The organism is Paenibacillus jiangxiensis (genome assembly GCF_046098255.1).
Taxonomy (GTDB): domain Bacteria; phylum Bacillota; class Bacilli; order Paenibacillales; family Paenibacillaceae; genus Paenibacillus; species Paenibacillus jiagnxiensis.
In genome coordinates, this window is the sequence record NZ_JBJURI010000006.1 from 143,824 (window position 1) to 168,906 (window position 25,083).

The window sequence follows — 25,083 nt, forward strand, 5'->3', positions numbered from 1 at the left end:
ATTCTATTATACTACTTTTTCGTATGTATGTGTATGACACATTGAACATAGAAAAGTAAAAAAAGCCAGTTCCAAAAGCTGGCCACAAAATAAGCATGTTCATTATGCCGAATTTTTGTCAACCTTCTTTAAAAGCCTTGTTTTAAAACGCTCTCAAGCAAATGATCAATTAGCCCTCTTCCGAAAACAAGCCTAGTATATTATTCCTATCTGGAACAGTATACTGCTTTCTGACAGGGATGTGTATATTTATCAAGCGCCTTTTAGATTAAAATTTGATTAAAATCTTGCAAGTAATCATAACTTCCAAACTGCACAGTGCCGGGTTAGTCGAAAATAAAGCGGTTGGCAGAGGCAAGGTCTTTGCCAAGCCGGAACTCGCCGGGAGAAAAGCCGATCCAGCGCCGGAACACCTTAATAAAATAGCTGGCATTCGCGTATCCGACCTGCTGCGCAATCTCCTCCAGCGTAAGCTCAGTCTCGCGGAGCAGCCGCACGGCTTGGGCCATGCGGATTTTGGTGAGGTATTCCATGGGGGTTGAGCCCGTCGCGCTTTTAAAAGCACGGGTGAAGTAATATTTCGACAAACCGGCCTCGTCCGCAATCTCCTCCAGACTTTGCAGCGTGTTATAACGTTCCTCGATAGACAGAACGGCCTGCCTGATTTTGGGTGGCCACGTCTCCTGCCTTTTTCTGTTCGGCGTGCTGAGCCGGTACAGCTCCATTACAAATTGATACACGATGGACGATGCGCGGAATCCGTCGGTGATATGATTTCTGGCTGCTGCGTGATAGGCTCCCTGAAGCAGCTGCACGACAGGACTGTCCTGGGGGATATGGACTACATGGCCCATGCGCGACATCAGATCCAGCCATTTCCCTTGCAGGTTGGCCGGACGGATTAAAATGAAGTAGAACTCCCAGTGATCGCTGGAAGAGGGAAGATAGTATTCGTGGGCGCTGGGGATATCGACCATGAAGGCCTGGCCGGGGCCGACCCGGTGCAGCTTGCCGCCCAGCTCCAGATGACCGTACCCTGATACGGTGTATTGGAACAGGTGCAGCGGTCCGTCGATTCGGGTCAGACCGTTCCAGTAGTAGGCGTGATCTGTTATTTTGTCAAAGCCTACAGCCGAGAGCTGGCAAAAGGCATCGTTGTGAGTTTCAAAGAAACGAAATCCATAGGTATCATATTTGGCATGTTTCCGGCGGTGTCCGCTCATCTTTTTCTCCCCCAAAGTTATTGGCAGTGCAACCGAGGACAGGGAAAGGAAAAACGTTACAATCATCATCATAAGCGAACAAAGCTGGGCTTACCACCGCAAATAATTGCGCGAAACGCCCTGATTTTCAGCAATGGAGGGCAATATTTTACACCTCAGGGCAAAACATTATCATGGTCTCGTTCATAAAACAGCCATAAGATGGAATTAATGAAAACGCTTCACTTACGAATAAAAGGAAAAATTCATGCGAGGAGGATCAGAAATGAGGCAATGGAGCAAGGCTGCTAGCAAGGCAATTCTGGCTGCAATGGTGCTGCTGCTTGCCGCGGGATGCGGTTCCTCGCCTTCATCGGGGGACAATGCAGAAGGGGAGCGTGTGCAGTTGACGATGCAGGCGTGGGGAAATCCCGCTGAATTGAAGGTCTACCAGAAAGCGCTGGACGCTTTTACGAAAGAGAATCCGCAAATCCACGTCAAGCTGGTGCCTGTGCCCGGTGATCAGTATGAGCAAAAGCTGTTGACTTCCCTCCAGGGCAACCGGGGGCCGGACGTATTTTACTCCAGTGAGCCGACGATGTCCCGCTTGATCGAAGCCGGTCAGGTGCAGCCGCTGTCCGAATTCTTGCAGAGTGAGGAAAGCTATGTCAAAGCCGATGAGTTTCCGGAAGGATTATGGGGCCCGGCCAGGAAAGACGGGGAAATCTACGGGCTGCCGCCGGATTCCAACCCGCTTGTCCTTTACTACAACAAAAAGGTGTTCGAGGAAGCGGGCGTCAAATCGCCGCAGGAATATTACGACGAGGGCCGCTGGAACTGGGATGCGTTCAGGGAGGTTACCGGGCAGCTGAAAGCTGCGGGCAAGCAGGGCTACATCATGGAGAACTGGTGGGCACACTGGTACAGCTGGGTGTGGTCGAATGGTGGGCGCATTTTTGATGAGCAGGGCAAGCTTGTGCTGAATGAAAATGAACCCGCCAAGGAAGCATTCGGATTCATGCATGATCTCGTGCAGGACGGCAACGCGGTATACGCGGGCTCGCTTCCGAAGGGACAGGGAGCGGATGCGATGTTCATGTCGGGCCAGGTTGGCATGCTGGCTGCCGGACGCTGGCTGGAGCCGCTCTTCACCCAGAATAAAAGTATAGAGTTCGATTATATTGCTTTCCCGTCGAATACGGGGAAAAAGGAGCCTGTAGCTGTGCCAGCTGCCTATTTTGCGGTCAACAGTAAAAATCCCCATGTGAAGGAAGCCATGAAATTCATCTCCTTCTACGTATCCGAGCAAGGGCAGGAAATCCGGCTGGCGGATGGCGGCAATGCACTTGCTGCGATTCCCGGAGCGGACGAGGCCATTATGAGCAAGAGCACGATCGAGCATACGCGTTACCTGTCCGAAGCGCGTGACGACGGGTTTACTCATGGCTCCAATATGGCCTACGACGCCCAGGTTCCGGGGTTAAACAAGGATATAACAGAGATTATTGACCTGATGTTCCTCGGCAAGCAGGATGCGCAAACCACTGTGGCCAAGGTCACAGAGAAGATCCGTGCCGTGGTGAAATAAACGGAAGGAGTGAAAGCCATGCAAAGAAAGCATCACGCATTATGGGGCTACTTTTTTATTGCTCCCCAGCTGCTCGGTCTCTTATTCTTTTCCCTGCTGCCGCTGTTGTATGCGTTCTCATTGAGCTTTATGAACTGGGACGGCTTTGGCACTCCTTCCTTCGCGGGCTTGTCCAACTTCGCCGGACAGCTTGCCGATCCGGATTTCTGGAAAGCCATGGTCAACACCGTGTATTATATGGTGCTTGTCATTCCCATCGGGATGCTGTTGGCGCTGCTGGTGGCGCTGGCGCTGAATAAAACGGCAGGCAAAGAGCTGTACCGTCTCTTTTTCTTCATGCCTGTCGTTACCAGCTCCGTATCCGTCGGGGTGATCTGGATGTGGATTCTGAACGGGGAATTTGGCATTCTGAATCAGCTGCTGGGGTATATCGGTATCACCGGACCGCAATGGCTTACCGATACCCGCTGGGTCATCCCGTCCATCGCCCTGCTCAGCATCTGGTGGGGGCTCGGGAACAATATGGTCATTTTCCTGGCCGGTCTGCAGGGGATATCGAAAAGCTATTATGAGGCCGCTCAGATCGACGGGGCAAGCCGCATGCAGCAGTTCCGGCACATCACGCTGCCGCTGCTGTCTCCGACGACGTTCTTCGTAACGATCATGTCGATCATCGGCTCGTTTCAGGTGTTCGATCAGGCCTTTGTCATGACCAACGGCGGTCCGGCCAAGGCCAGCTATACGCTTGTGTATCATATCTACGATCAGGCCTTTATTGATTTTACAATGGGAGAGAGCGCGGCGGCAGCCATGATCCTGTTCGTGATCATTCTGGTGTTTACGCTCATTCAGTTCGGCATGCAGAAAAGGTGGGTGCATTATGGCGACTAAAAGCGTGAATATTCACAGCGGGGATACCGGGGTGAAGGATCGTTCCGCCACTCTTGCCTCGTCTCTCGGAGTGAGCGTTTGGCTGCGGCATCTGCTCTTGATTGCAGGGTCTCTTCTGATGATTTTCCCGTTCCTGTGGACGATCCTCAGCTCGTTGAAGGACATCTCGCAAATCTTCGTTATCCCGCCGCAGTGGATTCCGAACCCTGTCGTCTGGAGCAACTATCCGGCTTCTCTGCAAGCGATGCCATTCATTCAAGCTTACGGAAATAGCTTCTATATTACGGCTATCGTTGTGCTTTCGACCCTGCTTACGGCCTCGATGGCTGCATATGCCTTTGCGAAGATCCGTTTTCCGGGACGCCATGTCCTGTTCATCCTCTTTCTGTCCACCATGATGATCCCGAAGCAGGTCACCATGATTCCACTGTATCTCATCATGAATAAAGTGGGGTGGCTGGACACGCATTGGTCGATTATCGTACCTGGCGCATTATTCAATGCCTTTGCCGTTTTTCTCCTGCGGCAGTTTGTCATGGGCATTCCGCGCGATCTGGAGGAAGCGGCGGTGGTGGACGGAGCGGGGCATATCCGGATTTACTGGAGCGTCATTCTGCCATTGATCCGTCCTTCGCTGGCGGCGGTCGGTATTTTTACTTTCCTGGGCGCTTGGAACAGCTTCCTGGATCCGCTCATTTACCTGAATACGCCGGAGAAATTCACCGTTCCCCTGCTGCTGAACAGCTTCAAGGGACTGTATACCGCGGATTGGGCCCTGATGATGGCGGGCACGACCATTTCCGTGATTCCCGTGCTGGTGGTGTATATATTTGCCCAGAAGCAGATTATTGAAGGTATTACCATGACGGGTATTAAAGGGTGATTGGCGGCAATAAATGAAAAGCCCGGGGAAGAGGAGTCTTCTCCGGGCTAGTGCTAGAATTCGCAAAGATCTCAACGAAATAGGTTAATCTTGCGAAGAGATGTGATACACTTGACGAACTAAAAAAAGAAAAAACCCTATTTCTAGGACTTCATGCTTATTGTTGGAATTTCAAATCCGTTATATCGCTATCATGTTCATTTATTAGCCTTTTCATTTTGGGCATTTCAGTCTTGATGATTTTTACATCTTTTTCTAGTCCATCGAGTCGTTTGTCCAAGTTGTCGGCCTTTTTATTTGTTTCGCCTACAATTCCGATGAGTTGGGTTAACATGTCTTCCATACGGTCAAACCTCGCATCAATCCGCTTTTCCATTTCATCGAGACGATTTTCCAACTCTTTCAAATTCGTCACGCTCCATTCACAGCCTTTGACAGTATTTTATCATCTGACTTGTCCTCTGCTCAAGTAGCAGCTTCATCAGCATCGTTTTCCTGCAAAAATTGCTTCCGGTACTGCAGCGGGGAGCGTCCGGTCAGCTGCCGGAATACGTGGCGGTATTTTGAAAGGTGGAGTTCATCGCTCCATTTGATGGAAGGGATGAGCTTTTATTTTTAAGTCAACTATGAGTTTGCGTTCACCTTTATCCCCGAGAAGAATTCTTCAACAACTTCTACATCGCTTCGACTGGTGTGGAATACGTACAGCACGCGTGTCGGATGCAGCTTATGCAACTGCTTATACCCGCTCCACGCTTCCTGCGGATTGTCATAATCCTGAAAGACTGCCATATCCTCTAACTGACGCACACGGTTATTGGAGCTTGCTTTAATTACCTCAACCAGCACGAAACGACCCGGATGCAATACGGTAATTTCCTCCCATTTCATCGGCCTCACCTCGCTAGAGTTGTAGTATGTGTATTATAGCTAATCTCCTATGTTAAAGTCCCAAACCTATAAGCAGTTGCCAGAGTATTAAGATTCATTGAAATGAATTTCACCATAAATGGCTCGATGAATAGCGTTAATACCGCTTCCGTTCGTACAGCTTCCGGTATTGCAGCGGGGAGCGCCCGGTCAACTGCCGGAATACCCGCCCGAAATGGGCGATGCTGTCGAAGCCCGTCTGCTCCGCAATGCGGGTGACGGGCCAGCGTGTCTCCCTCAAATATTGTTGGGCCTGGCGGATGCGGACGTAACGGATGTATTCCACGACTGTGAAGCCGGTGGTCTGCTTGAATATTTTACACAGGTATGTGCTGCTGATGTAGAAGACGGAGGACAACTGGTCCAACGTTAGGTTCCCGGCATAATGAGCTTCAATGTACTCGATAATGGCATATACTCGCTGCTGCTTGCCGCTTACCTCAGGAACGATGGGCATATACTGCACATTGTGCAGGCGACGGATATACACTAGCAATTGCACGACCAGAGAGCGCTGATAGATTTTCCTGAACGGATCATTCCGGTCCTTCTCCCCTAGCAGGGCTTCCAGCATGCCCAGGATCACCGCCTGCTCCCGTTCGCCCGGCCGCAGCAGGAAATGCTGCTGCATCAGAAGCTCTTTTGTCTCCTGCATATCGAGAGAAGGGGAGATAAAAGCTTCATCAAAGTTAATTAAAATCCGCTCATGAGATGCGTCCCCTTTATTGGTTGTCCGGTGCAGCCCGTGCTTATGAATAAAAATCAGGTCACCGGCCTGCAGGGCATACAGCCTATTATCGATGTAATAGTATCTTTCACCGGATAACAGATAATAAATTTCATAGGAGTCATGCATATGATCGAAGGCCATGCTGAAGGGCTCCGTCCGTTTGATTCGTTCGATCGAGAAGTGGGGCTCGGCTGCCATGAGAAGCGCTCCTTTCCTAAGGGCAGATCCAATTCTGTAAGCGTAATCAAAAGAGAATAAAATATGCATAGTTTCAGGCGAAAAGGTCAATAAATGCTTAGAACTTGATGTTTTCTATACTATATCATGAAAGCATCCGATGAAAGGGTGTGAACCGTGAGATGGGCAAAAAATATGCACTTGTAGGCACCGGGGGACGTGCCGAGTTTTTTTACAGAGAGCTGGCTACCGTGTATAAGGATACGTCTGAGTTGGTCGCTTTTTGTGACGTGAATCAGATCAGGATGGATTACGCCAACCGGCTGCTGAAGGAGAAATATGGATACCGCGAACTGCCGACCTATAAAGCGCATGAGTTCGACCAGATGATTGAGGAGACCAAGCCGGACATCGTTATTGTCACGACCGTAGACCGGGCGCATCACAAGTATATTATCCGCGCCATGGAGCTTGGCTGTGATGTCATATCCGAGAAGCCGATGACCGTGGACGAAGAGAAGTGCGAGGCCATTCTGGAGGCGATTGAGCGGACGGGGAAAAAGCTGCGGGTCACGTTCAACTACCGTTATGCGCCGCATAATACGAAAATCCGGGAGCTGATCATGGACGGCGCCATCGGCGAGGTTATTTCGGTGAATTTCGAATGGCTGCTGAATACGCAGCATGGGGCGGACTATTTCCGGCGCTGGCACCGCGACAAACGCAACAGCGGCGGGCTGCTGGTGCACAAATCCACACACCACTTTGACCTGATGAACTTCTGGCTCGGCTCCAAGCCTGATTTGGTATATGCCCAGGGGGACCTGCGTTTCTACGGCAGGGAAAATGCCGAGAGCCGCGGCATCACGGAATTTTATCAGCGGGCGTATGGCAGCAAGGCGGCGGAAAATGACCCGTTCGCGCTCCATCTTGATCGTAACGAGCACTTAAAGCAAATGTACCTTGAGGCCGAAAAGGAGGACGGGTATCTGCGCGATCAGAGCGTGTTCGGCGACAATATCAGCATCGAGGATACGATGAGTGTGATGGTGAAGTACCAAAACAAGGCCGTCATGAACTATTCGCTGAATGCTTTCATGCCATGGGAGGGCTTCATCATTGTCTTCAACGGCACCAAAGGCCGGATGGAAGTGAAGGTGACGGAGCAGTCCTACGTAAACTCCGGAGGAGACAAGGACAAGGAGGGGGCGCTCAAATCCAAACAAATCCGCGTCTTCCCGATCCACGCCGCTCCTTATGATGTTGAAATTGAGGAGCGGTCCGGTGGACACGGCGGCGGAGACCCGTTGATGCTGCGCGATATCTTCGACAAGCCGGTGGAAGACCGCTTCAAGCGGGCCGCCTCGCACCTGGACGGCGCCTGGTCGATCATGACGGGCATTGCCGCGAACCGTTCGATACAGACAGGATTGCCTGTAAAGATTAAAGATTTGATCCAGCTATAAAATGGTTGACAGCATCTAACCTGCCATGTAATATATGAAACGTTGTCACATGAGCAATTAGCTGCGGAAACGCATGATTCCATATTCCATTCGTATAACCTCGCAGGCCGATACGTGTACACAGGGCGAGGGTTTCTACAGGGAGCCTTAACTTCCTAACTACGACGCCATGAAACGAGCTTTATGCCCGTTTCAGGTGACGGAGTTAGGATTTTTTGCGTTCAAGCCGTCATGTGACCTTGAGGCATGGACAACACGTGCGTCAAGTAACGCATTTCTTGATAGCAGGGGGTTAGTACAAGCAATGAAATATTATGTGGCTGTTCTCTTGGGAGCTATGAGTTACGGCATATTATCGACGATCGTGGTTCTGGCTTACGGGCAGGGCTATCAGCTGGGCGAGGTTGTTGGAAGCCAGCTCTTGACGGGATTTATCCTGTCGTGGCTATTCGCTCTATATACCAAATTCAAACATCGCCGCAAGGAGCGCGAAGCAGGCCAACGCCAAGGCGCGGCTGCCCCGACTCAGGCCTTCCAGCGGCTAACTTGGAATCATCGCCTGCTTCTGATGGCTGCGGGCACGCCAACTGTCATCACCGGACTCGTCTATTATCAATCACTTCGGTACATTCCGGCATCACTTGCCATCATCCTGTTGTTCCAGTTTACCTGGATCAGCGTACTGATTCAGGCGGTGAGCAAGCGCCAGCGGCCTGATAAAGTTACGTTGCTGACGCTCCTGATCCTGTTCGGCGGTACGCTGCTTGCTGCGGGTTTCCTGGAGCATGGGCTTCGCGAATTCAAAGTTTGGGGCATCGTACTGGGCCTCCTGTCGGCGGTAAGCTACTCGCTGTTCGTCCTGTTTAGCGGCAAGGCCGTACCGGCTGCGCATCCTGCATATAGAAGCGCCTGGATGGTAACGGGTGGCTTGATCCTGCTGTGTATCTTGTTCCCGCCGACGTTTCTTTTTAACGGATTGATCTGGAGTCAACTGCTCGTGTTTGGCCTGCTGCTTGGCTTTTTCGGAGCATTCATTCCTCCCGTGCTGTTCGCGATCGGCGTACCTCATATTGGCGGGGATATGGCGGGCATCATCGGCGCGGCCGAGCTTCCAGTGGCGGTGCTTATGTCTTCCATCGTGCTTCACGAGCATGTAAGCGGACTGCAGTGGATCGGTGTGATTATCGTGCTCATCGGCGTGGGACTGCCCGAGCTATATAAATACCGGCTCTCGCGGTCAAAAACGATTTACTCTTGAGAGTGCCTGGCCATGTAGATAAAAAAAGGGAATGAACAAGGAGAGAAGAAAATCTGTCTCACCTATTCATTCCTTTTTTTCTTCAAATTACTGTGTCTATGTTGCAAAGGTGAAAGGCATATTATATTTTTTTACTGGTTATACTAGGAAAGTTCATTGATTGTAAAGAATATTTTTACAATCAATCGAAAAAGGCTTATAATGAAGGATATTTGGGAGTGGGGTGTAAAATTTATTATGAATATTAACTTTTTTGAACATCGAAAAACAATTGCTCAGAACTTGATTAGTTTTATCAGAATGAAAGGCTACTCAAAATTATCATTATCCAAATTAACAGGAATCTCTAGACCGACCATTGACCAAATATTGAAAGCTGAGAGTCCAAGTCAAACCACATATAATTCACAAATTCGAAAAATAATCACAACATTTGATTTACCTGAAGATTATTTCATTACTATAACTCAAAACATGCTCGAGCAACCCCCTTCACTCGCATACGCCTATTCGGATCATGGATCAGACCTGAAAAAAAGTGCAGTAGCACAGGAATTGTTAGATGGTTTAGACAATATATTGGACATTTATTCAATGTACCTTAAGTGAGGAGGCATATCATATAAGTGAGAATTACTAGTCAGAATTTAGACGAAACCGTCAAACGTAATGATCAGATTGATCGTCAAGTCCAGGAGCACATCAAGTATATTGAGAAACGTATAATTAAATGGAAGGCCCTATCGATTGAAGAGCAGGCTTACGAGATTTTGAAAGAGCATCATCTTATCGAAATTCCAATACCAGATAACAACTGGGGTGGAGCCATACGAAAATTTTCAAACGGAACAAAAGTTCCGATTATCAACACAGCTCAACCTCGTATCTACCAATACTTTATTTATTGGCACGAGATTTATCATTTAACAGAAGATCAGGAAATGAAACAACATGAAGAAAAAAGCTATGAAATCTCAACTGAATTTGATTTGAATGAAAGAAAAGCTGATTATTTTGCAAGCCAAATGATATTTGGTTATCTTGATTTGTATGATTATTTTCATTCATTGAAGTTAACTGATTTTATAGTTAAAATCGCTCATTGCATGAAATCTTTTAAAGCTCCCTATAAAGCGGTATTAATTCAACTGTATCAGATGGCAAAAAAGAATCACAATGATCAACTCCAAAGCCAAATAAAAGCTCATTTTGATCAACAGTTTTCCCTTCGAGAATGGTATTCTCTTTTCCAAGAACATGCATTGGATGACTCCTTAATTAAGCCTTCATTAGTTACAAATCTAAATACAATTATTGAAACAATTAATAATGAAATTGAACAGCATCCTGATGTTGAATTGTTCAAAGATAATTTAAAGGTGGTGAAAGATTGGGAGTTTAAATATAAAACATTGCAAAAGCAGTTAAAGGAGCGTTCGCATGGCTGGTTACCGTGACATCGAAGGATTTATTAGGCTCAGAAGCGGCCTTAAAATATTAGTACTGGATACGAACAATATTCAGTTTTATTATCAAAACGCGCATCTTCTCCCGCCGGAATACATTTTCAAGCCATATTATGATATGGTTATCATTCCGGGATGGGTCCATTCCGAATATGCACATCATGAAGGGAAGTCAGCTTATATTTTCAGCCTTCCACTACCCATTTTTATTGTTGCGGAGTCTGAAGACTATTTGCCGATGTTGGGGTATAGTGATAAGCGACTAATGGAACTGTTTCGAGTTTCCTCCCTTTTAGGTGAATCGCAGCAATTTTTCAACCGGCTTCGTAGGCTTGAGATGGAAGACTTCCCGGATGATTGGATCGATCAATTTTACGAGCAAGGCTTTCCTACCAAGCAAAGTGGAAACTTGGTCACGAAGAAAAACGCTGGCGAAGTATCGATTCTGGCCCTAACCTTTTGTCTTCTTTCTCACTATCGTTCCCAAATTTCAAATATAAGCATTGCTTCAAGCGATTATGGAATCGTTCGTTTGAAGCAAAAAGTATTGAAAGAAGCAAATGCATTGCCTTTAGAGCTTGGTATATCCAACGCTCCTCCAATTTCTTATTTGACAACGGATGTATCCTTATTCAATGCTTTTAAAACAGGACTTATCCAACCACATCAAGTGTCCTCATTACGTCCTAATCCGAAATCCTCGCAGTATATTGAACTTTTCAACGATGGAACATCAGCACTCCATGAACATGTACTGGATACAACCACCTTTTTAGCCATTTGTCAGAACCATGATAAATATAAGATCTTATTTTAATTTTGGGGAGCTGGTTTCAGCTCCTTTGCCATTTGTTATAACGATCTAAGTTCTTCCATATGAAGGTTTATGCTTTCATTAGGCTTAACATTGAAAAATATATCATTGGAAACCAAAGTGTGTAACTCAGAGATAAGAAACCCCAGTGCATTCATCGTGGTGAGTTTGTTGTGAACTTTAACCAAAAAATCATCGTCTATTTGTGTAACATTTGAAGCCAAGATTAATCCGGCAGCACTGGGATCATCTATATACAGACCGTTATGTTTAGCAGCCTGGTTAACCTTGCGAAGCCATAAATAACCTTCAGCTATATACATGACATGGTGATCATCAACCAAAAATCCTCGGGTCAGATTATAACCAAGCTCATCCTCATCATACGGGCCTAATACAATACAAACGGGCTTTAACGTAACTTCAACGTTCTTCGTCATTACATAACACCCCAAGCTTATAATTTACGATATTGATCGTTACTCATAAGCTTACGATATAATCATTCCAAATGACGTACGCATAGACGTACACTACGCATGGAATTCAAAATTTTTTATAGAGTGTAGACTTATACTAAGGAGCCTTTTTGAAGAAGAATATTTCCATGAAGAATTAGCCTTAAAATCGGAAGGTCAGCGATTTTCGAGTTGATCAGTGAAAAACGGGAAAACATTAATTTCAGGCATTTCGCCATGTTCGACCGGAGTATGATTGAGATCTCTACAAGGAGCAGCATTTGGTGGAATGTTTTTTAACAAGGTAAAACACTATCTTCGCCTGGCGACTGCTATGATAAATTGGCGTATACGTTCGAGGTTTTTTGGGCGATAGCTTCTTTATGATCAACAAGGTTATGGATAAAAAAGGTTATGAAAAAAGGGTTATGCTTGTCTGGACTAATATGGAATTATGCACCCAGTACTGAGGAAGAAGCACGCAAGCATGGCAAATAAGTGGAAACAGACCTTTAGGCCGATGGAGGGGGTTATCCAGTGGTGTACGGCAAAGGTATTGTTTACCGAAGTAATCGCAAAAACGGAAATAAGATTCCGATGCCGGAAGTCATCAGGCAGCTGGCCGATCAGCTTAAATAATCTGATCCCCGGTTCGTCCGGGGATCATGGGAAATGCGCAGCCGGAGCTTTTGCGGTTCGATTCCACTGCATGCAATAGGGATATTTTGCCGATAATCTTGAGTTTTGATATCGAAGATGATATATTTATATCAAGGATGATATCAAATCATCTGGATATTGTAGAGAAAAGTGAGGTTGTTTCATGGCAGAAATTATCTTTTATACTACGGCGAAAGGAAACTCCGAGGTGGATAGCTTCATCCAAGCGCTGGATGAAAAGGCGAGTAACGGCGATAGAGTGGCTGCCAAGCAGCTCGACAGCATCGTTTAGACCTTGGATAGAGTGGAGGATGGAATGCCTCACTCACGGCGTTTGAGAGGAGGTCTATACGAATTGCGGCCCGACCCGTACCGTATTCCATTCTTTCGATGGCAGGGGAAATTCGTACTGCTGACGGTTTTCCGAAAAAGCACTCAACGGACACCTGATCGAGAGATCGAACGGGCTGAGGCGAGGATGAAAGATTGGATTAGTCGGTTCGGAAAGTAAGGTAGGTAGATAGGGGGTGCAACAAGCGTCCCCATCCCACCACTACAACGGAGGTGAAATAAACATGACTGATAATCAAAGTGAGGAATTTAAAACATGGTCCAATCGTAGAAAACAATTGGCCTATAAATCCGAACATGAAAAAAAAGTGATCAGTGAAATGGCACGCCTGGTGAATGATGTCGTTCGCAGACGCAAAGAGCTGGGTCTTACCCAGCGCGATGTTGCGGAAAGAGCCGGTATCACTCAAGCGCAGGTAGCGAGACTGGAAAATTCCACGTCCGTGCCATCAATGGAGACTGTTATTAAAGTAGCTGTTGCCCTTGGCCTCAAACTCGGATTTGAGGAATCTTCCAGGGAGCAGTCTGCAACAAGTTTAATCCATGCCTAACGCCGTAAAAAATTTAATATCTGCCATGATATTCAGAGGAGCCACAGGGCTCCTTTTTCTTTTTGGAGGTATTCACATGACATCAAAAAACAGTAAAGCATCCTCCGTTTATTCTGACCAACTCTTCGCTGCAGCCGGCTTACTTAATCCGCGAGCGCTCATGCAGGAAGTCTGACGGGGAAGCGCCGGTCATTTTTTTGAAAATACGGTGAAAATACGTGGCGTCCCGGTAGCCGAGATACTCCGACACTTCCTGCACGGTAAGCCGGGATTCCGTCAGCATGTACATGGCCGTCTTCATCCGGCGGCTGTGAACATACTCACTGATCGTCTGGTTCGTGACGCTGCGGAAGAGCGTGGCGGCATAATTTGGCGTTCTCTGTATCACCTCGCCCAACTCCTCCTTGGTCACCTTTTCCCGGTAATGTGCCTGAATATACTCCTTCATTCGCTCCACATGCCTGTGCTTCTCATCGGCAATCATTCCACGATCCCATTCCTGGTTAATATAGATCAGGGCCTCTGTCAGCAGTGCGTTCGTCATATGTTTGTAATACGACGGTTTATCCTCCCACTGATGAAGAATGCTCCGCAGCCGTTCCCGCACCAGCTCGTAGCAGCCCAGCTTCACCTTCACGATTTTGGTGCGGTCCAGCAGGGGCAGTCCTTCTTCTTCAGCACATGAATTTCGAAAAATGATCACATACTTGCTATGGAACAGAGTGGGAATGCTTTTTCCATAATAATTCAGATGGGGCGGGATCAGCAGCATGCTGCCCTTGTCGACGATGATCTTCTGTCCCTCAACCCAATACACACATTTGCCGTAGGTGACGAGACACAGCGTGTAGCTGTCCGGACTGGTGTCGTTCTCCGTGTACCAGTCCATTCCCTGATGATGCTGTACATCTGCAACTGTGATCATACGAACGCTCCCGTGATTGTACTATAGTCTATTTACTATACTATATTTCATAGTCTCATCGTAATGGAAACGCTACAATGAAGAAAAAACGGAGGAGAGATCATCATGCTGAAAACGAAAATTATTTGTACCATCGGTCCTGCCAGCGACTCGGTTCCGGTGCTGAAAGAGATGATTCAGGCGGGGATGACGGTGGCCCGTTTGAATATGGCGCACGGGGAACTGGACGAGCATGTGCAGCGTATGAAAAATGTGCGGCAGGCGGCGTCCGAGCTGGGGACGTTCGTGCCGATTATGATGGACATCAAAGGACCTGAGGTGCGAATCGGTAAGCTGAAAGAGGAATCCTGTGAGCTGAAAACCGGGGAAGAACTGGTTTTGACGACGGAAGAGATTCTTGGGGATGCCAAGCGAATTGGTGTGAACTACCCGGATTTGACCAGGGACGTAAAGGCGGGAGACCGGATTCTGATCGATGACGGCTTGATTGATCTGACCGTAATTACTGTGGAAGGTACGGAAATCCGCTGCCGCATCGTGAGCGGCGGGAAGCTGAAGCCGCGCAAGGGCGTTAACCTGCCGGGCATTCATACTTCTCTGCCTGGTGTCACAGAGCGCGATGTGAAGCATATCGAGTTCGGCATTCAGAATCAGGTAGAGATTATTGCAGCTTCTTTTGTGCGTAAAGGTGAGGACATTCTGGAAATCCGACGTATTTTGGAGAGCCATCATGCGGGCAATGTGCAGATCATCTCCAAGATCGAAAACCAGGAAGGCATGGAGAATCTGGACGCGATTATTGAGGCGTCTGACGGAATCATGGTAGCGCGCGGAGATCTGGGGGTAGAGGTTCCGATCGAAACGGTGCCGATGCTGCAAAAGGAAATGATCGACAAGTGCAATCTGGCAGGCAAGCCGGTTGTCGTGGCTACACATATGCTGGAATCGATGCAGGTGAACCCTCGTCCGACACGGGCTGAGGTAAGTGACGTGTTCAATGCGGTGGTCCAGGGCGCCGACGTGGTCATGCTGTCCGGCGAATCGGCTGCGGGCAAATATCCCGTTTCGTCCGTGCAAACGATGGCTTCCATTGCCAAACAGGCGGAATCCATTATCGATTATATGGAGCAGTTCAACAAGAAAAGAGCGCGTCAGCTCACCAATATTACAGAGGTCATCAGCCAAAGTTCCGTAAGCGCCTCGCTGGAGCTGAGCGCCAGCGCCATTATTATCGCGACCGAAAGCGGCTTTACGGCACGGATGATCTCGAAGTACCGCCCACAGGCTCCAATTATCGCCGTCACTCAGCATCAAGAGGTGCTGCCGAAAATCTGCCTGTTGTCCGGTGTCATTCCGGTCCTGGGCGGCAAAATGACAACAACGGATGAAATGTTCGAGACGGCGACACGCAACGCCATTGAAACGGGATATATTTGCCCGGGAGACACGGTTGTTCTGTCCGCCGGAGTCCCAATCGGTCAAACAGGCAATACGAATCTGATCAAGGTGCAGCAGGTATAATATTGGTAAAAACCTGATATAACAATAATCCAGGATAACGATGGATACCTGGAGAGGTTTAGGACGGCCAAGGCCGTCCTTTTTTTCTAGGTGCAGTTTCTGTTCGTAGCTATCTTGGCCGATACATATAATATAGTCATTCTACCAGACGTGGCGGAAGCATCGGACAAATGATCTATAAGTTCTCATAACATAGGTTTTTTGAATTATTTTTCGCGAGATTGAATGACTTATTTTGTAAAATGTGATGAAATAGCTATAAGACTAATTTGAAAGGAGAACCTGGATTGTGAAGAAGAAAAACAAACTGCTTGCCGTAGCAGCACTTACAACGCTGCTAGTAGGTGGTGCTGGTGTTGCTTATAACCAGACTTTTGCGGCTGGTACGGACGGTAAGGCGGATACAAACGTGTCGGCATTGAATATGGAGACACTTGTTGATAGTCAAGCTGAAAATGAGGTCGAGGCACCGGTTGATAATCAACCTGAACTGGAAGGACCACAAGCCACTCCTCCCGGTGAAAAGGTACAACAACCACAAGGGCGTAAGACCATTGATATTCAAAGCGTAGAGGATATCAATATTCCTTTGAACCTTGCGGATTCTTCTTCCATCCAAGCCTTTACGTCCAGATCTGCCAAGGATAACCCTATTGTAGAGCTTGCTAATGCCGTAGCTACTGAAAATAAATTTGGCGAGGAGATTATTGTTTCTTATCGGTTGGCTGAAGGACAGGTAATTTTTATGTCTCAGTCAGAGGATACTCTCGAACATAAAGAAGATACCGTTGAATTGGCGAAATCATGGTATGACCCGTCTACGGTTTCAGTTGAGGAGATTAATGGAGCAACCGCTGTAATTGAAGACGGAGAAGCCAGAAAACAAATTCATTTGATTACGGAGGATAAGTTTTACACAGTTGCATCAACACATGCTGATAACCTTGATTACTTGCTCGAAATTGCTCACCAGATTCAACCTTAACGAGGTTTTGGGCATGAACAATATCGTCTCATTTCCTAACCGTAATGTTGAAGAGAAAGATTCGTTGGTTGGTCTAGAAAATAGAATTCAAGAACGCTTTGGTGTTACGCTGCAAGAATACATCGAGTCTCAAGGGAAACGTTCTCCCGAAACCCAGGCCAAAATCAATAAAGCAATGCAAAAAGAAACACTTCGAATAGCATCGAACAACATAATGCGTTGACAAAATCCATGATACATTATGCGGATTTTTTAGGGTCTTCTAATGATCAAGTTTAGTTCTACCTTGCAGTGAAAGCTCATTAATATTCAGACGACTGATAACTAGGGGGAAATAAGAAAAAGGCACGAACCTTCTTCAAAAAGAAAGGTCCGTGCCTTCTTGCTGTTTAGATCCCATGCACACTGCGTGTCACGATTTCCGTCAATTCGGTTTTTTGCGATTCATACTGGTGACGCGTGATACTGCCTTGGGCAAGCCGTTGATTGAGCTGATCTGTCAGCTCCGCCACTTGCAAGCGGATAGCCCGATTCACATCGGCGCCGGTCTCGCCTGCAATATCGGCCATCGTTTTGCCGTCATTCAACGCATTATATAATTCTTCGTCTGAGGAAAGACCCAGTACCTGTACAATGTCTTCTTTAACAACCTTGGCTGTCAGCTGCTTGGATTTGACGGCCGTGCTGGCGGACGCCGTGCTGCTGCCCATGGATTCGCCGATGGAAATGGCAAAGGCCAGTGTGCTGAACATAAGTATTCTTTTCAAATTCATAGTAGTCTCCTTCTTCTTTCTTTCATGAACTTCATGTTTATGATGGCATGTGTCCATTAATGATGCTGGAGTGGAAGGCGGCTTACATGTTGTATTGTAGCAGCCCAATATTAAATGAAGCTTAAAGCAACTTAAAAATCTACCAAACTGAATCCGGCCGGGTTTAACGATACAAAATTACCTGAAACGGACGCATAAAGTTCATGCCTTTGTCCAAGCTATCCTTAGCGCAAAAAGGAAAGGGGTACAACGCATGTTATTTCGATCAGGGCGCACGTCCATTGGGAAGATGATGATTGCGGGAGCTATCGTTGTCTTGCTGAGCAGCGCCTGTGCAAGCTCCGCCAATCAGCAGACCGGCAAGACGGAACCTGCCAGACTGGGGACCAAACAGTCCGGCCCAAGCCATATCCGGATGATGGCTGCTGATGGCAGTACTATGCACGATATTCGCGCTTACAAAGAAGGGCGGGATAAAGTGTGGCTGCCTGTCAAGGATACGATGCAGTCCTTTAATTTCAAGCTGCATCAGGGCAAGGATGGAGGGTATTTGATCGGGGATACCGATCCCGTATATGCCGTTCACGCGGGAAAGAAGGAAGCAAGGGCAGGAGACCGCATCCTGCAGCTGCCTGAAGCGCCTAAACAAATTGGCGGCAGACCTTACATGACAAGCGAGTCTTTATCCCAACTGCTCGGCACAAACGTGCAATGGGATCAGGGGCGCTCACAGGTGCGGATTTACCCGCCGGACAATCCCGGCGGGCAGGAAACAAAGGCTTCGGGGGATGGTTCCCTCAAAGACCTTGCCTTGACTGCGACCGACCGGACTCAGCTCATTAGTTATGGTGAAAAATTCTCAGGCACTCCCTACGAATTCGGTGCTCCGGGTTATGCAGAGCATCATACTTTTGACTGTTCTTCTTTTGTACAGTATGTGTTCAATCACTTCAATGTAGAGCTTCCCAGAACGTCTATCTCGCAATCCGAGGTGGGCACAACGGTGGCGCAGCAGGATTTGCAGCAAGGGGATTTGATGTTTTTTTATACGCCGGGACGATATGAAACGAACCGTACCGTCGGTCATGTAGGCATCTACGCGGGAAATAACAAAATTCTGCACACCTACGGGGACCCTGGCGTGACGGTTACCGACTTTGACGATTACTGGAAGGGACGTTTTCTGTTCGCAAAAAGAGTTCAGTGAAAAAGCAAGCTGTGTAACGGGGCTGCTTCAGCCCAGAGAGAGTGTGGCGGCTTAGGGCAGCCCCTTTTGCTGCTCCATCATCTGCTTTCTAGGAGATCTTGCCGTACAGGGCAGCAAAGGCTGCCGCCGCCCGTCCTGGCTCATTGGCTTGTGAAATCGCTGAAATGACGGATACTCCGTCTGCTCCGGCGGCAAGAACAGGCGAAGCCTTCTCGGGTATGATTCCGCCGATGCCGACGAGCGGAATGGCGATGCCGTGGCTGCGCAGCCCCTGAATGAGGTGCGGGCCCTGTACGGGACGGGCATCGCTTTTGGACTGTGTCGGATACATGGGACCAACGCCGAGGTAATCTGCCCCGTCGGAGATAGCGCGCTCGGCTTCTTCCACCGTGTGTGCGGACACTCCGACAATGGTGCTGTGCCCTAGCCTGCTGCGCAGCATAGCGGCTGGCGCATCCTCTTGTCCGACGTGTATACCGTCGGCTCCGAGCGCAGCCGCCATGTCCACATCGTCATTGACGATGAAGGGCACGCCGGCTTCCCTGCAGACCGCTTGGAGCTCCCGCGCCAGCTCGTAAGCCGCCTGCCCGGTTAGAGCGCCGGGTCCCTTTTCCCTGAATTGGAACATGGTGACGCCACCTGCGATTGCTTTACGAAGAACCGTCACAGGATTCCTGCCGGCACAGTTGACACTGCCCATAATGAAATACACGGCAAGCTGCCGGCGCAGTCTGCCCGGATCGATGCGTTCGTTAAAGGAGCCGTTCAATTCAGCACACCACCGTTCTGTGAACGTCTTTGCCGATAGGCAAAATGGTTTGTCGGTCCATGGCCTGATCCGATGCCGAGGCTGTCCTCAATCGCAGCCTGAATGAAATCCTTGGCCACCCGCACCGCTTCAGGCACAGAAAGCCCCCGGGCGAGACCGGCCGTAATCGCTGCGGAATACGTGCATCCCGTACCATGTGTCGCCTCTGTATGAATCCGCGGACTTTCAAACACCGTAAATACCGTGCCGTCATACAGAAGATCCCTGGCTATCTCCCCTCCGGCATGGCCGCCCTTCATGATGACCATATCCGGTCCCATGTCGTGGATGCGCCGTGCCGCTTCCCTGATGTCTTCGGCTTTGTACAGCTTCATGCCTGTGAGCATTTCCGCCTCGGGCAGGTTCGGGGTAATGATCAGCGCATGCGGTAGCAGGTCGCGGATCAGGGTGGCAGCAGCGTCGGCCTGCAGCAAAGGCGCACCGCCCTTGGCGACCATAACGGGATCGATGACGAGATTGCCCCATCCGTAATGGGCGATTCTATCCGCCGTCGCCTCAATGATATCCGCGCTGAACAGCATGCCGATCTTTACAGCATCGGGCGTCAGGTCTTCGCCAATTGAATCAAGCTGGCGGGCGACCGCTTCCGGCGTGAGCGGGAAGACTCCCTGCACACCCAATGTATTCTGCGCGGTAGCTGCCGTGAGCGCGGACATGCCGTAGACGCCAAGCTCCTGGAAGGTTTTGAGATCCGCCTGAATGCCTGCGCCGCCACCGCTGTCGGAGCCGGCAATGGTTAGTGCTTTCGCTGTCGTCATATCGCTTACCCTAAGCTTTCCGGCACCAAGGTGATGGAGGATAGCCGCCTTAGGCTTTCTTCATCCACGAGGGACAGCTGATTCAGAAACTCGATCTGAAAGCTGCCCGGTCCCTGGGCTTCCGTGCGTGCTGCTGCAAGTTCCGCAGCGACACCATAGAAGGAAACCGCCTCGGCCGCCGCTTCCAGCCGCCGCTCGCCAGCCACAGCCAGGAATGCCGCTACGACCGAGCTGAGCAGGCAACCGGCTCCGGTCACCTTGGTGAGGAGCGGATGTCCATTGGCAATGAGATAGGTCGTGGCCCCATCGGTGACGATGTCTTCCTTTCCGGTAGCAATGACGATACAATCCAGCTTGTGGGCGGCTTTCCGAGTGAGCTCAAGCACATCCCCCGAGCCTTGACCAGCGTCAACACCTTTAACCTCCCAATACTCGCCGGCGACATTGGCGACTTCAGCGGCATTGCCGCGCAGCGCCGTAATGCGTACATCAGCAACCAGCTGATGAGTCGTAACCGAGCGAAATGGAGTAGCTCCCGCACCGACCGGGTCCAGCACGACCGGGATCCCATGGGTATTGGCAGCTTGCCCGGCAAGGGTCATCGCCTTGATGGAATGGGGGTTCAACGTGCCGATGTTCAGCGAGACGGCACCTGCCATTGCGGCGATATCGGCCATCTCCTCGTGCGAATCCGCCATAAACGGCGAAGCTCCCAACGCCAGCAGTCCATTGGCAGTAAAATTCGTGACCACCATATTAGTGATGTTGTGAATGAGCGGATTTTGTTCCCTTACTTTAGTCAGGAATTGCATATCTTATTCCTCCCTCAATAAATTAATGTTTGATTTCTCCGCTGTACGGCTCCTTTTACACGCAAAAGACCCGTCCATTTCCGGAGGAAACGGACGGGTCCACAAAAAATAATCAATACAGGCCGATTGATGCCGCTGGACGTTTCGTCTCACTTTCCTCCGCTGGTATGATCCAGATCAGGTGCAAAGGGTCCGAAGCGTACAGCTTCGTCTCAGCCCGGCAGGCTCCCCTAGTGATTGAACAAGTCTCTATTCGATTATAACTGCATATACTATATACATGTTGACCGGAGAATGTAAAGGTTCAAAAAAATGCAGAACATTTTTTCAGAAGGGGGTATAGAAACGGGAAAGCAGGAAATAAATAAGATAGGCAAGTGTCCCCTAAAAACTTGATAATAACCAGACACGATGGCGATACAGGGAAAAAGCAGCGTTACGTAAGCATCTCCGTTGATCGAATACATAGGAGAAATTGTTATTTTTCGCTAGCTGGTAATTGTATTCTAAGTGTGCTATAATGTAATTATTGGAATACGACGGACCTGCATTCGCATATTGTAGAGGGTTGTTGTCTTGGGTTAAGGGTAACCTTGTACAATATGTGAATTTTTATTTTTGAAGAAAAATAAGAGGTCATATAAATATTTACTTGGAGGTATTTCCACATGCAAACAGGAACAGTTAAGTGGTTTAACGCAGAGAAAGGCTTTGGTTTTATTGAGGTTGAAGGCGGTAACGATGTATTCGTACACTTCAGCGCAATCCAAGGCGACGGTTTCAAAACATTGGACGAAGGCCAACGTGTTGAGTTCAACGTTGTTGAAGGAAACCGCGGACCACAAGCTGAGAACGTTGTAAAACTGTAATTCTGCCCTGCTGCCCCGAACTCTTGTTTGGGGCTTTTCTTTTCTGGGGGAGGGACAGATATCTTTAAATCGCTTTACAACAATTCATGGGAAAAGAGGGGACTTTCATGTACAATTCGCGCAAAAAACCAATGGAAGAGACTCCGGAGGAGATCACTGTAATTTGGTCTTGCACCAGTGATACGTGTAAGGGATGGATGAGAGATAATTTTGCATTCTCTGCCCAGCCAACCTGTTCTCTATGCGGTTCCGTGATGGAGAAAAGCGAGAAAAAGCTAGTCGTGCTTGTCAACACCGCCTTCCCGCCAGCCAAGAACAGTTAAGATTACAGCTATTATCAATTTATTTAAGACACCGGCCTTGGCCGGTGTCTTTTCCATATGCGGTAAAGAGGATCAAGAGGATTGGGGATGCTGCAGAATATGCAGCAGCGTACGATTGAACAGCTCCAACTCGTCATAAAAGACCGCATGGCCGCTATGGGCGAAGCGGATCAGACGCGACCCGCGAATGCCCTGCTGCATTTGGAGCGCCAGCGGATACAGCGCGATTTGATCAAGCTCGCCGTGCAAAATCCAGGTTGGTGCATGAATGCGCGCAAGGTCAGGGCGCAGGTTTTCATCCCTGAAGGTGCGGGCAGCCGCAGCGGTGCCGTGCAGAGAAGCCTGCAGTCCGAGGTTTTGTGTCCAATCCCTGAAGTAGGGGCTGATCTTGCTGGCGAAGAAGAGCTCACCGAAATCATGCAGCATCTGCGGCCGGTCGCGATAGGTCTGCTCTATCAGCTTGGTAACGTCGGAGGCGGGCAGGCCATAAGGAAAGTCGGGTCTCTGAGTCAGGGAAGGAGCGGCAGCATCCAGCAGAATGAGCTGGGACACACCGTATCCCTGATGGCGGCTCATGTATCTGATTGCAATGGCTCCTCCTATGGAAAAGCCGACCAGTCTGACGCCTTGCAGTCCGAGTGCACGGATGACGGCAAAGACATCATCAGCCAGACGGTCGTAATGGTAGCCATGCCACGGGTGGTCGGACTGCCCGAATCCCCGCATATCCGGCATAATGCAGCGAAACCCGTAAGCCGGCAGCAGGGAGCTCTGATATTCATACATACGGTGGTTCAGCGGCCAGCCATGCAGCATCAGCACAGGCTGCCCCGCCCCTATATCTTCAACAAATACCTTAACGTTCGGCTCTACATCGATATAATGTCTCATACAGTTCAGCCCTTCCGCTATTAAAAGTCACTTTCCCTATGATACATATGTCGAAGAAAGGCCCCGCAGACAGTAAAAAAACTGTGCGCCCGAGTTTCCTCAGACGGACAGTTTTTTACACTTCTATTCCTTGATGTTTATTCGTTAAACGCAGCTGATAAAGTTGAGCCATAATATCCTCTTCCGCCCGCTGGTTCCACTCACGCACCATTCGGGGCATCAGGAACAGGTCGACGATGACCCACACCGTCAGCGTCCCGCCGAACAGCACCAGCAGAATCCCTGACAGCATCATGAACGCTCCGCCTTCCACTTCCAATGTAATGGAGAACGCTATATAAAAGATAAATGCCAGAATAAACAGGACAAGCTGAACAACAGCTGTGGCAACTCTTTTCAGATAAAAACGGTGTACGCCCAAATGCCCTCCGATCAGCATGAGGTAGGCGAGTGCAAGGGACTTTTCCGTATCCCGCATGGCCGAATTTAAAATCAGCATCTCATTGACGGTTAACTGGTCTTTGGTCAGCTTCATTAGAATACCACATGGTTATCATGATTGTTATAATTGTTATAGTTATCAAAGGATCTTCTAGACGTAATTTCATGGATCAGCCGGTCTTCCACTCTTTCGTTGTGCTCTTTAACCCATGTGTGGATAAGGAACGCATCCACAATCCACCAGATCGAGGTAATAATCAGTCCGACCATGGTGATTGAAAGGATCAGTTGCGCGACGGCGCTGCCGGTTCTTTTCATGTAAAACCGATGAGCCCCGAAAACGCCGAGGAAGTACCACAGCACGTATGCGACGACCATATTTTTTCCCTGGGCTTTGACTTCGGACTCCAGCAGCATCAGCTCTCTGGTATCCAGTTGACTTTTTCTAACGATATTGTAGCTCAATTGAATAACCCCCGTTAACTTGACAGTAAAAACATGATTATCTTATCAGATTTTGAGCGGGGTGGCGAGGTAATTTATGTATTTTTCTGTGCTGATTTCAAATAGCTTGCAAAAATACATATCGCTCTGAATGCCGAGTCATGGTATAGGGTGGTTGTTTTACGTACACGAGGGTACGAATACAAAAAGGTCGAGCACAGGGGGAAGTGTGCTCCTGTTCTCGACCGCTTTTTTTCCAATCACCTGATCAATCCCTTGCTGCTTCATACAGCTTTTCTTCCAAATATTGCGGGTTAGCGTAAGCTGTCGTCATATGGTCTCCGTCCCCCGTAATCAGGCGGAATTGGCCGAGATGCCCCGATTGTGTGGGATGTGTTGTTGCCCGACGCCTCCTTCAATTGCTCGAAGGCCGTCTGCAAAGCAGGGGGAGCCTGATCGACCAGGCTTTGACCGTCAAGCGGAACGAAGGCGTCAAAAAATACGAGTCGGTGGATACGGTCCGGAATTTGCTCTGCGACCTTCTGAATCACAGTCCCGCCGAAGCTGTGGCCGACAAGCACGATGTTGTCCAGCTTGTTGCTGTTGATAACGTTGACCACGGATTGAACGATTTGCTCGTGAGTCACTACCGCATGCTCCAAAAAATGCCCTTCATGGATTACGAGATGGGGTTTCAGCTCCAAAACCCCGATTCCTTCCTGGCGCCAATCCGCTTCGCTGATCTCGGACAAGCAGGGAAAAAGCGATAGGATTTGAGGCATATACTCAATTACGTTCGACCGCATCGCAATCCATCTCCTGTAGCGTATCTTATTTCTCTCTATTTTAGACGGAGTTCGTTGTCTATGCCAATGTCAGG

31 protein-coding genes and 1 riboswitch are annotated in these 25,083 nt (G+C 48.8%); of the genes, 17 read left to right on the forward strand and 14 right to left on the reverse strand.

Annotation, left to right across the window (positions count from 1 at the left end):
* Positions 1–326 precede the first annotated feature (326 nt).
* Complete coding sequence (locus ACI1P2_RS08525; protein WP_355318719.1) at positions 327–1,223, reverse strand: AraC family transcriptional regulator; 897 nt, start codon at positions 1,221–1,223, stop codon at positions 327–329.
* Between the two features lie 265 nt (positions 1,224–1,488).
* Here ACI1P2_RS08525 and ACI1P2_RS08530 point away from each other — a divergent pair, with 265 nt between their 5' ends.
* Genes ACI1P2_RS08530 through ACI1P2_RS08540 form a run of 3 tightly spaced genes read left to right on the forward strand, consistent with a single transcriptional unit; the run spans position 1,489 to position 4,564 of the window.
* Complete coding sequence (locus tag ACI1P2_RS08530) at positions 1,489–2,790, forward strand: ABC transporter substrate-binding protein (protein ID WP_355318721.1); 1,302 nt, start codon at positions 1,489–1,491, stop codon at positions 2,788–2,790.
* An 18-nt stretch (positions 2,791–2,808) separates the two neighbouring features.
* A complete protein-coding gene (locus ACI1P2_RS08535) occupies positions 2,809–3,681 on the forward strand; it encodes a carbohydrate ABC transporter permease (RefSeq protein ID WP_355318723.1) in 873 nt (290 codons plus the stop codon).
* Positions 3,671–4,564 (forward strand): carbohydrate ABC transporter permease, encoded by an 894-nt coding sequence (locus ACI1P2_RS08540; RefSeq protein WP_355318725.1) that lies wholly within the window; start codon positions 3,671–3,673, stop codon positions 4,562–4,564. The genes ACI1P2_RS08535 and ACI1P2_RS08540 overlap by 11 nt, the downstream gene beginning before the upstream one ends.
* A 157-nt stretch (positions 4,565–4,721) precedes the next feature.
* Here the strand turns inward: ACI1P2_RS08540 and ACI1P2_RS08545 are convergent, their stop codons facing one another.
* The 3 genes from ACI1P2_RS08545 to ACI1P2_RS08555 all read right to left on the reverse strand — a co-directional run bounded on the left by ACI1P2_RS08545 (position 4,722) and on the right by ACI1P2_RS08555 (position 6,422).
* Positions 4,722–4,970 carry a hypothetical protein gene (locus tag ACI1P2_RS08545; RefSeq protein WP_355318727.1) on the reverse strand — a complete coding sequence of 83 codons (249 nt, stop codon included), beginning with the start codon at positions 4,968–4,970 and terminating at the stop codon, positions 4,722–4,724.
* A 218-nt stretch (positions 4,971–5,188) separates the two neighbouring features.
* Entirely contained in the window at positions 5,189–5,455 is a 267-nt protein-coding gene (locus tag ACI1P2_RS08550; protein ID WP_355318853.1) for a hypothetical protein, read from the reverse strand.
* A 136-nt stretch (positions 5,456–5,591) separates the two neighbouring features.
* A complete protein-coding gene (locus ACI1P2_RS08555) occupies positions 5,592–6,422 on the reverse strand; it encodes an AraC family transcriptional regulator (RefSeq protein WP_355318728.1) in 831 nt (276 codons plus the stop codon).
* Positions 6,423–6,583: 161 nt separating this feature from the next.
* On the opposite strand from ACI1P2_RS08555, the gene ACI1P2_RS08560 reads away from it, so the two are divergent.
* The 5 genes from ACI1P2_RS08560 to ACI1P2_RS08580 all read left to right on the forward strand — a co-directional run bounded on the left by ACI1P2_RS08560 (position 6,584) and on the right by ACI1P2_RS08580 (position 11,408).
* Positions 6,584–7,867 carry a Gfo/Idh/MocA family oxidoreductase gene (locus ACI1P2_RS08560; RefSeq protein ID WP_355318730.1) on the forward strand — a complete coding sequence of 428 codons (1,284 nt, stop codon included), beginning with the start codon at positions 6,584–6,586 and terminating at the stop codon, positions 7,865–7,867.
* A gap of 304 nt (positions 7,868–8,171) precedes the next feature.
* Positions 8,172–9,125 (forward strand): EamA family transporter, encoded by a 954-nt coding sequence (locus tag ACI1P2_RS08565; protein ID WP_355318732.1) that lies wholly within the window; start codon positions 8,172–8,174, stop codon positions 9,123–9,125.
* 201 nt (positions 9,126–9,326) lie between these two features.
* Positions 9,327–9,734, forward strand: a complete 408-nt coding sequence (locus tag ACI1P2_RS08570; protein WP_355318734.1) for a helix-turn-helix transcriptional regulator — start codon at positions 9,327–9,329, stop codon at positions 9,732–9,734.
* A gap of 17 nt (positions 9,735–9,751) precedes the next feature.
* The gene (locus ACI1P2_RS08575; RefSeq protein WP_355318736.1) at positions 9,752–10,582 is read left to right on the forward strand and encodes a hypothetical protein; all 831 of its coding nucleotides are present in this window, start codon (positions 9,752–9,754) and stop codon (positions 10,580–10,582) included.
* Complete coding sequence (locus ACI1P2_RS08580; protein WP_355318737.1) at positions 10,566–11,408, forward strand: hypothetical protein; 843 nt, start codon at positions 10,566–10,568, stop codon at positions 11,406–11,408. The genes ACI1P2_RS08575 and ACI1P2_RS08580 overlap by 17 nt, the downstream gene beginning before the upstream one ends.
* Before the next feature lie 35 nt (positions 11,409–11,443).
* Here ACI1P2_RS08580 and ACI1P2_RS08585 read toward each other — a convergent pair whose 3' ends face one another.
* Entirely contained in the window at positions 11,444–11,845 is a 402-nt protein-coding gene (locus ACI1P2_RS08585) for a hypothetical protein (protein ID WP_355318739.1), read from the reverse strand.
* An 841-nt stretch (positions 11,846–12,686) separates the two neighbouring features.
* Here ACI1P2_RS08585 and ACI1P2_RS08590 point away from each other — a divergent pair.
* The 3 genes from ACI1P2_RS08590 to ACI1P2_RS08600 all read left to right on the forward strand — a co-directional run bounded on the left by ACI1P2_RS08590 (position 12,687) and on the right by ACI1P2_RS08600 (position 13,425).
* A complete protein-coding gene (locus ACI1P2_RS08590) occupies positions 12,687–12,815 on the forward strand; it encodes a hypothetical protein (protein WP_355318741.1) in 129 nt (42 codons plus the stop codon).
* A gap of 24 nt (positions 12,816–12,839) precedes the next feature.
* Positions 12,840–13,034, forward strand: coding sequence for a type II toxin-antitoxin system RelE/ParE family toxin (locus tag ACI1P2_RS08595; RefSeq protein WP_355318855.1), 195 nt, complete (start codon positions 12,840–12,842; stop codon positions 13,032–13,034).
* A 64-nt stretch (positions 13,035–13,098) separates the two neighbouring features.
* Positions 13,099–13,425 (forward strand): helix-turn-helix transcriptional regulator, encoded by a 327-nt coding sequence (locus ACI1P2_RS08600; protein ID WP_355318743.1) that lies wholly within the window; start codon positions 13,099–13,101, stop codon positions 13,423–13,425.
* Positions 13,426–13,564: 139 nt separating this feature from the next.
* Here the strand turns inward: ACI1P2_RS08600 and ACI1P2_RS08605 are convergent, their stop codons facing one another.
* The gene (locus tag ACI1P2_RS08605; RefSeq protein ID WP_355318745.1) at positions 13,565–14,350 is read right to left on the reverse strand and encodes an AraC family transcriptional regulator; all 786 of its coding nucleotides are present in this window, start codon (positions 14,348–14,350) and stop codon (positions 13,565–13,567) included.
* Between the two features lie 105 nt (positions 14,351–14,455).
* Here ACI1P2_RS08605 and pyk point away from each other — a divergent pair, with 105 nt between their 5' ends.
* The 3 genes from pyk (at position 14,456) to ACI1P2_RS08620 (ending at position 17,079) form a co-directional block, all read left to right on the forward strand.
* A complete protein-coding gene (gene pyk / locus ACI1P2_RS08610) occupies positions 14,456–15,871 on the forward strand; it encodes a pyruvate kinase (protein WP_355318747.1) in 1,416 nt (471 codons plus the stop codon).
* 289 nt (positions 15,872–16,160) lie between these two features.
* Entirely contained in the window at positions 16,161–16,856 is a 696-nt protein-coding gene (locus ACI1P2_RS08615; RefSeq protein WP_355318749.1) for a hypothetical protein, read from the forward strand.
* A gap of 13 nt (positions 16,857–16,869) precedes the next feature.
* Positions 16,870–17,079, forward strand: coding sequence for a hypothetical protein (locus ACI1P2_RS08620; protein ID WP_355318751.1), 210 nt, complete (start codon positions 16,870–16,872; stop codon positions 17,077–17,079).
* A 166-nt stretch (positions 17,080–17,245) separates the two neighbouring features.
* On the opposite strand, the gene ACI1P2_RS08625 is transcribed toward ACI1P2_RS08620, so the two are convergent.
* A complete protein-coding gene (locus ACI1P2_RS08625) occupies positions 17,246–17,629 on the reverse strand; it encodes a hypothetical protein (protein ID WP_355318753.1) in 384 nt (127 codons plus the stop codon).
* Between the two features lie 253 nt (positions 17,630–17,882).
* Here ACI1P2_RS08625 and ACI1P2_RS08630 point away from each other — a divergent pair, with 253 nt between their 5' ends.
* The gene (locus ACI1P2_RS08630) at positions 17,883–18,836 is read left to right on the forward strand and encodes a C40 family peptidase (RefSeq protein ID WP_355318754.1); all 954 of its coding nucleotides are present in this window, start codon (positions 17,883–17,885) and stop codon (positions 18,834–18,836) included.
* Between the two features lie 88 nt (positions 18,837–18,924).
* On the opposite strand, the gene thiE is transcribed toward ACI1P2_RS08630, so the two are convergent.
* The 3 genes from thiE to thiM form a co-directional block, all read right to left on the reverse strand.
* Positions 18,925–19,536, reverse strand: a complete 612-nt coding sequence (gene thiE / locus ACI1P2_RS08635; RefSeq protein WP_355318857.1) for a thiamine phosphate synthase — start codon at positions 19,534–19,536, stop codon at positions 18,925–18,927.
* Positions 19,537–19,601: 65 nt separating this feature from the next.
* Entirely contained in the window at positions 19,602–20,423 is an 822-nt protein-coding gene (gene thiD, locus ACI1P2_RS08640; RefSeq protein ID WP_355318756.1) for a bifunctional hydroxymethylpyrimidine kinase/phosphomethylpyrimidine kinase, read from the reverse strand.
* 5 nt (positions 20,424–20,428) lie between these two features.
* A complete protein-coding gene (gene thiM, locus ACI1P2_RS08645; protein ID WP_355318758.1) occupies positions 20,429–21,235 on the reverse strand; it encodes a hydroxyethylthiazole kinase in 807 nt (268 codons plus the stop codon).
* 137 nt (positions 21,236–21,372) lie between these two features.
* Positions 21,373–21,477, reverse strand: a riboswitch (TPP riboswitch).
* Between the two features lie 426 nt (positions 21,478–21,903).
* Between thiM and ACI1P2_RS08650 the strand changes: the two genes are divergently transcribed.
* Entirely contained in the window at positions 21,904–22,104 is a 201-nt protein-coding gene (locus ACI1P2_RS08650; RefSeq protein WP_017813974.1) for a cold-shock protein, read from the forward strand.
* A 107-nt stretch (positions 22,105–22,211) separates the two neighbouring features.
* On the forward strand, positions 22,212–22,427 hold the full coding sequence (locus ACI1P2_RS08655) for a cold-shock protein (protein ID WP_355318760.1): 216 nt from the start codon (positions 22,212–22,214) through the stop codon (positions 22,425–22,427).
* Between the two features lie 72 nt (positions 22,428–22,499).
* Here ACI1P2_RS08655 and ACI1P2_RS08660 read toward each other — a convergent pair whose 3' ends face one another.
* The 4 genes from ACI1P2_RS08660 to ACI1P2_RS08675 all read right to left on the reverse strand — a co-directional run bounded on the left by ACI1P2_RS08660 (position 22,500) and on the right by ACI1P2_RS08675 (position 24,985).
* Positions 22,500–23,318, reverse strand: a complete 819-nt coding sequence (locus tag ACI1P2_RS08660) for an alpha/beta fold hydrolase (protein ID WP_355318762.1) — start codon at positions 23,316–23,318, stop codon at positions 22,500–22,502.
* A gap of 115 nt (positions 23,319–23,433) precedes the next feature.
* Complete coding sequence (locus ACI1P2_RS08665; RefSeq protein WP_355318763.1) at positions 23,434–23,853, reverse strand: TM2 domain-containing protein; 420 nt, start codon at positions 23,851–23,853, stop codon at positions 23,434–23,436.
* On the reverse strand, positions 23,853–24,224 hold the full coding sequence (locus tag ACI1P2_RS08670; protein ID WP_355318765.1) for a TM2 domain-containing protein: 372 nt from the start codon (positions 24,222–24,224) through the stop codon (positions 23,853–23,855). Before ACI1P2_RS08670 ends, ACI1P2_RS08665 begins: the two co-directional genes overlap by 1 nt.
* Positions 24,225–24,517: 293 nt before the next feature.
* Positions 24,518–24,985, reverse strand: a complete 468-nt coding sequence (locus ACI1P2_RS08675; RefSeq protein ID WP_408976175.1) for an alpha/beta fold hydrolase — start codon at positions 24,983–24,985, stop codon at positions 24,518–24,520.
* Positions 24,986–25,083: the final 98 nt, after the last annotated feature.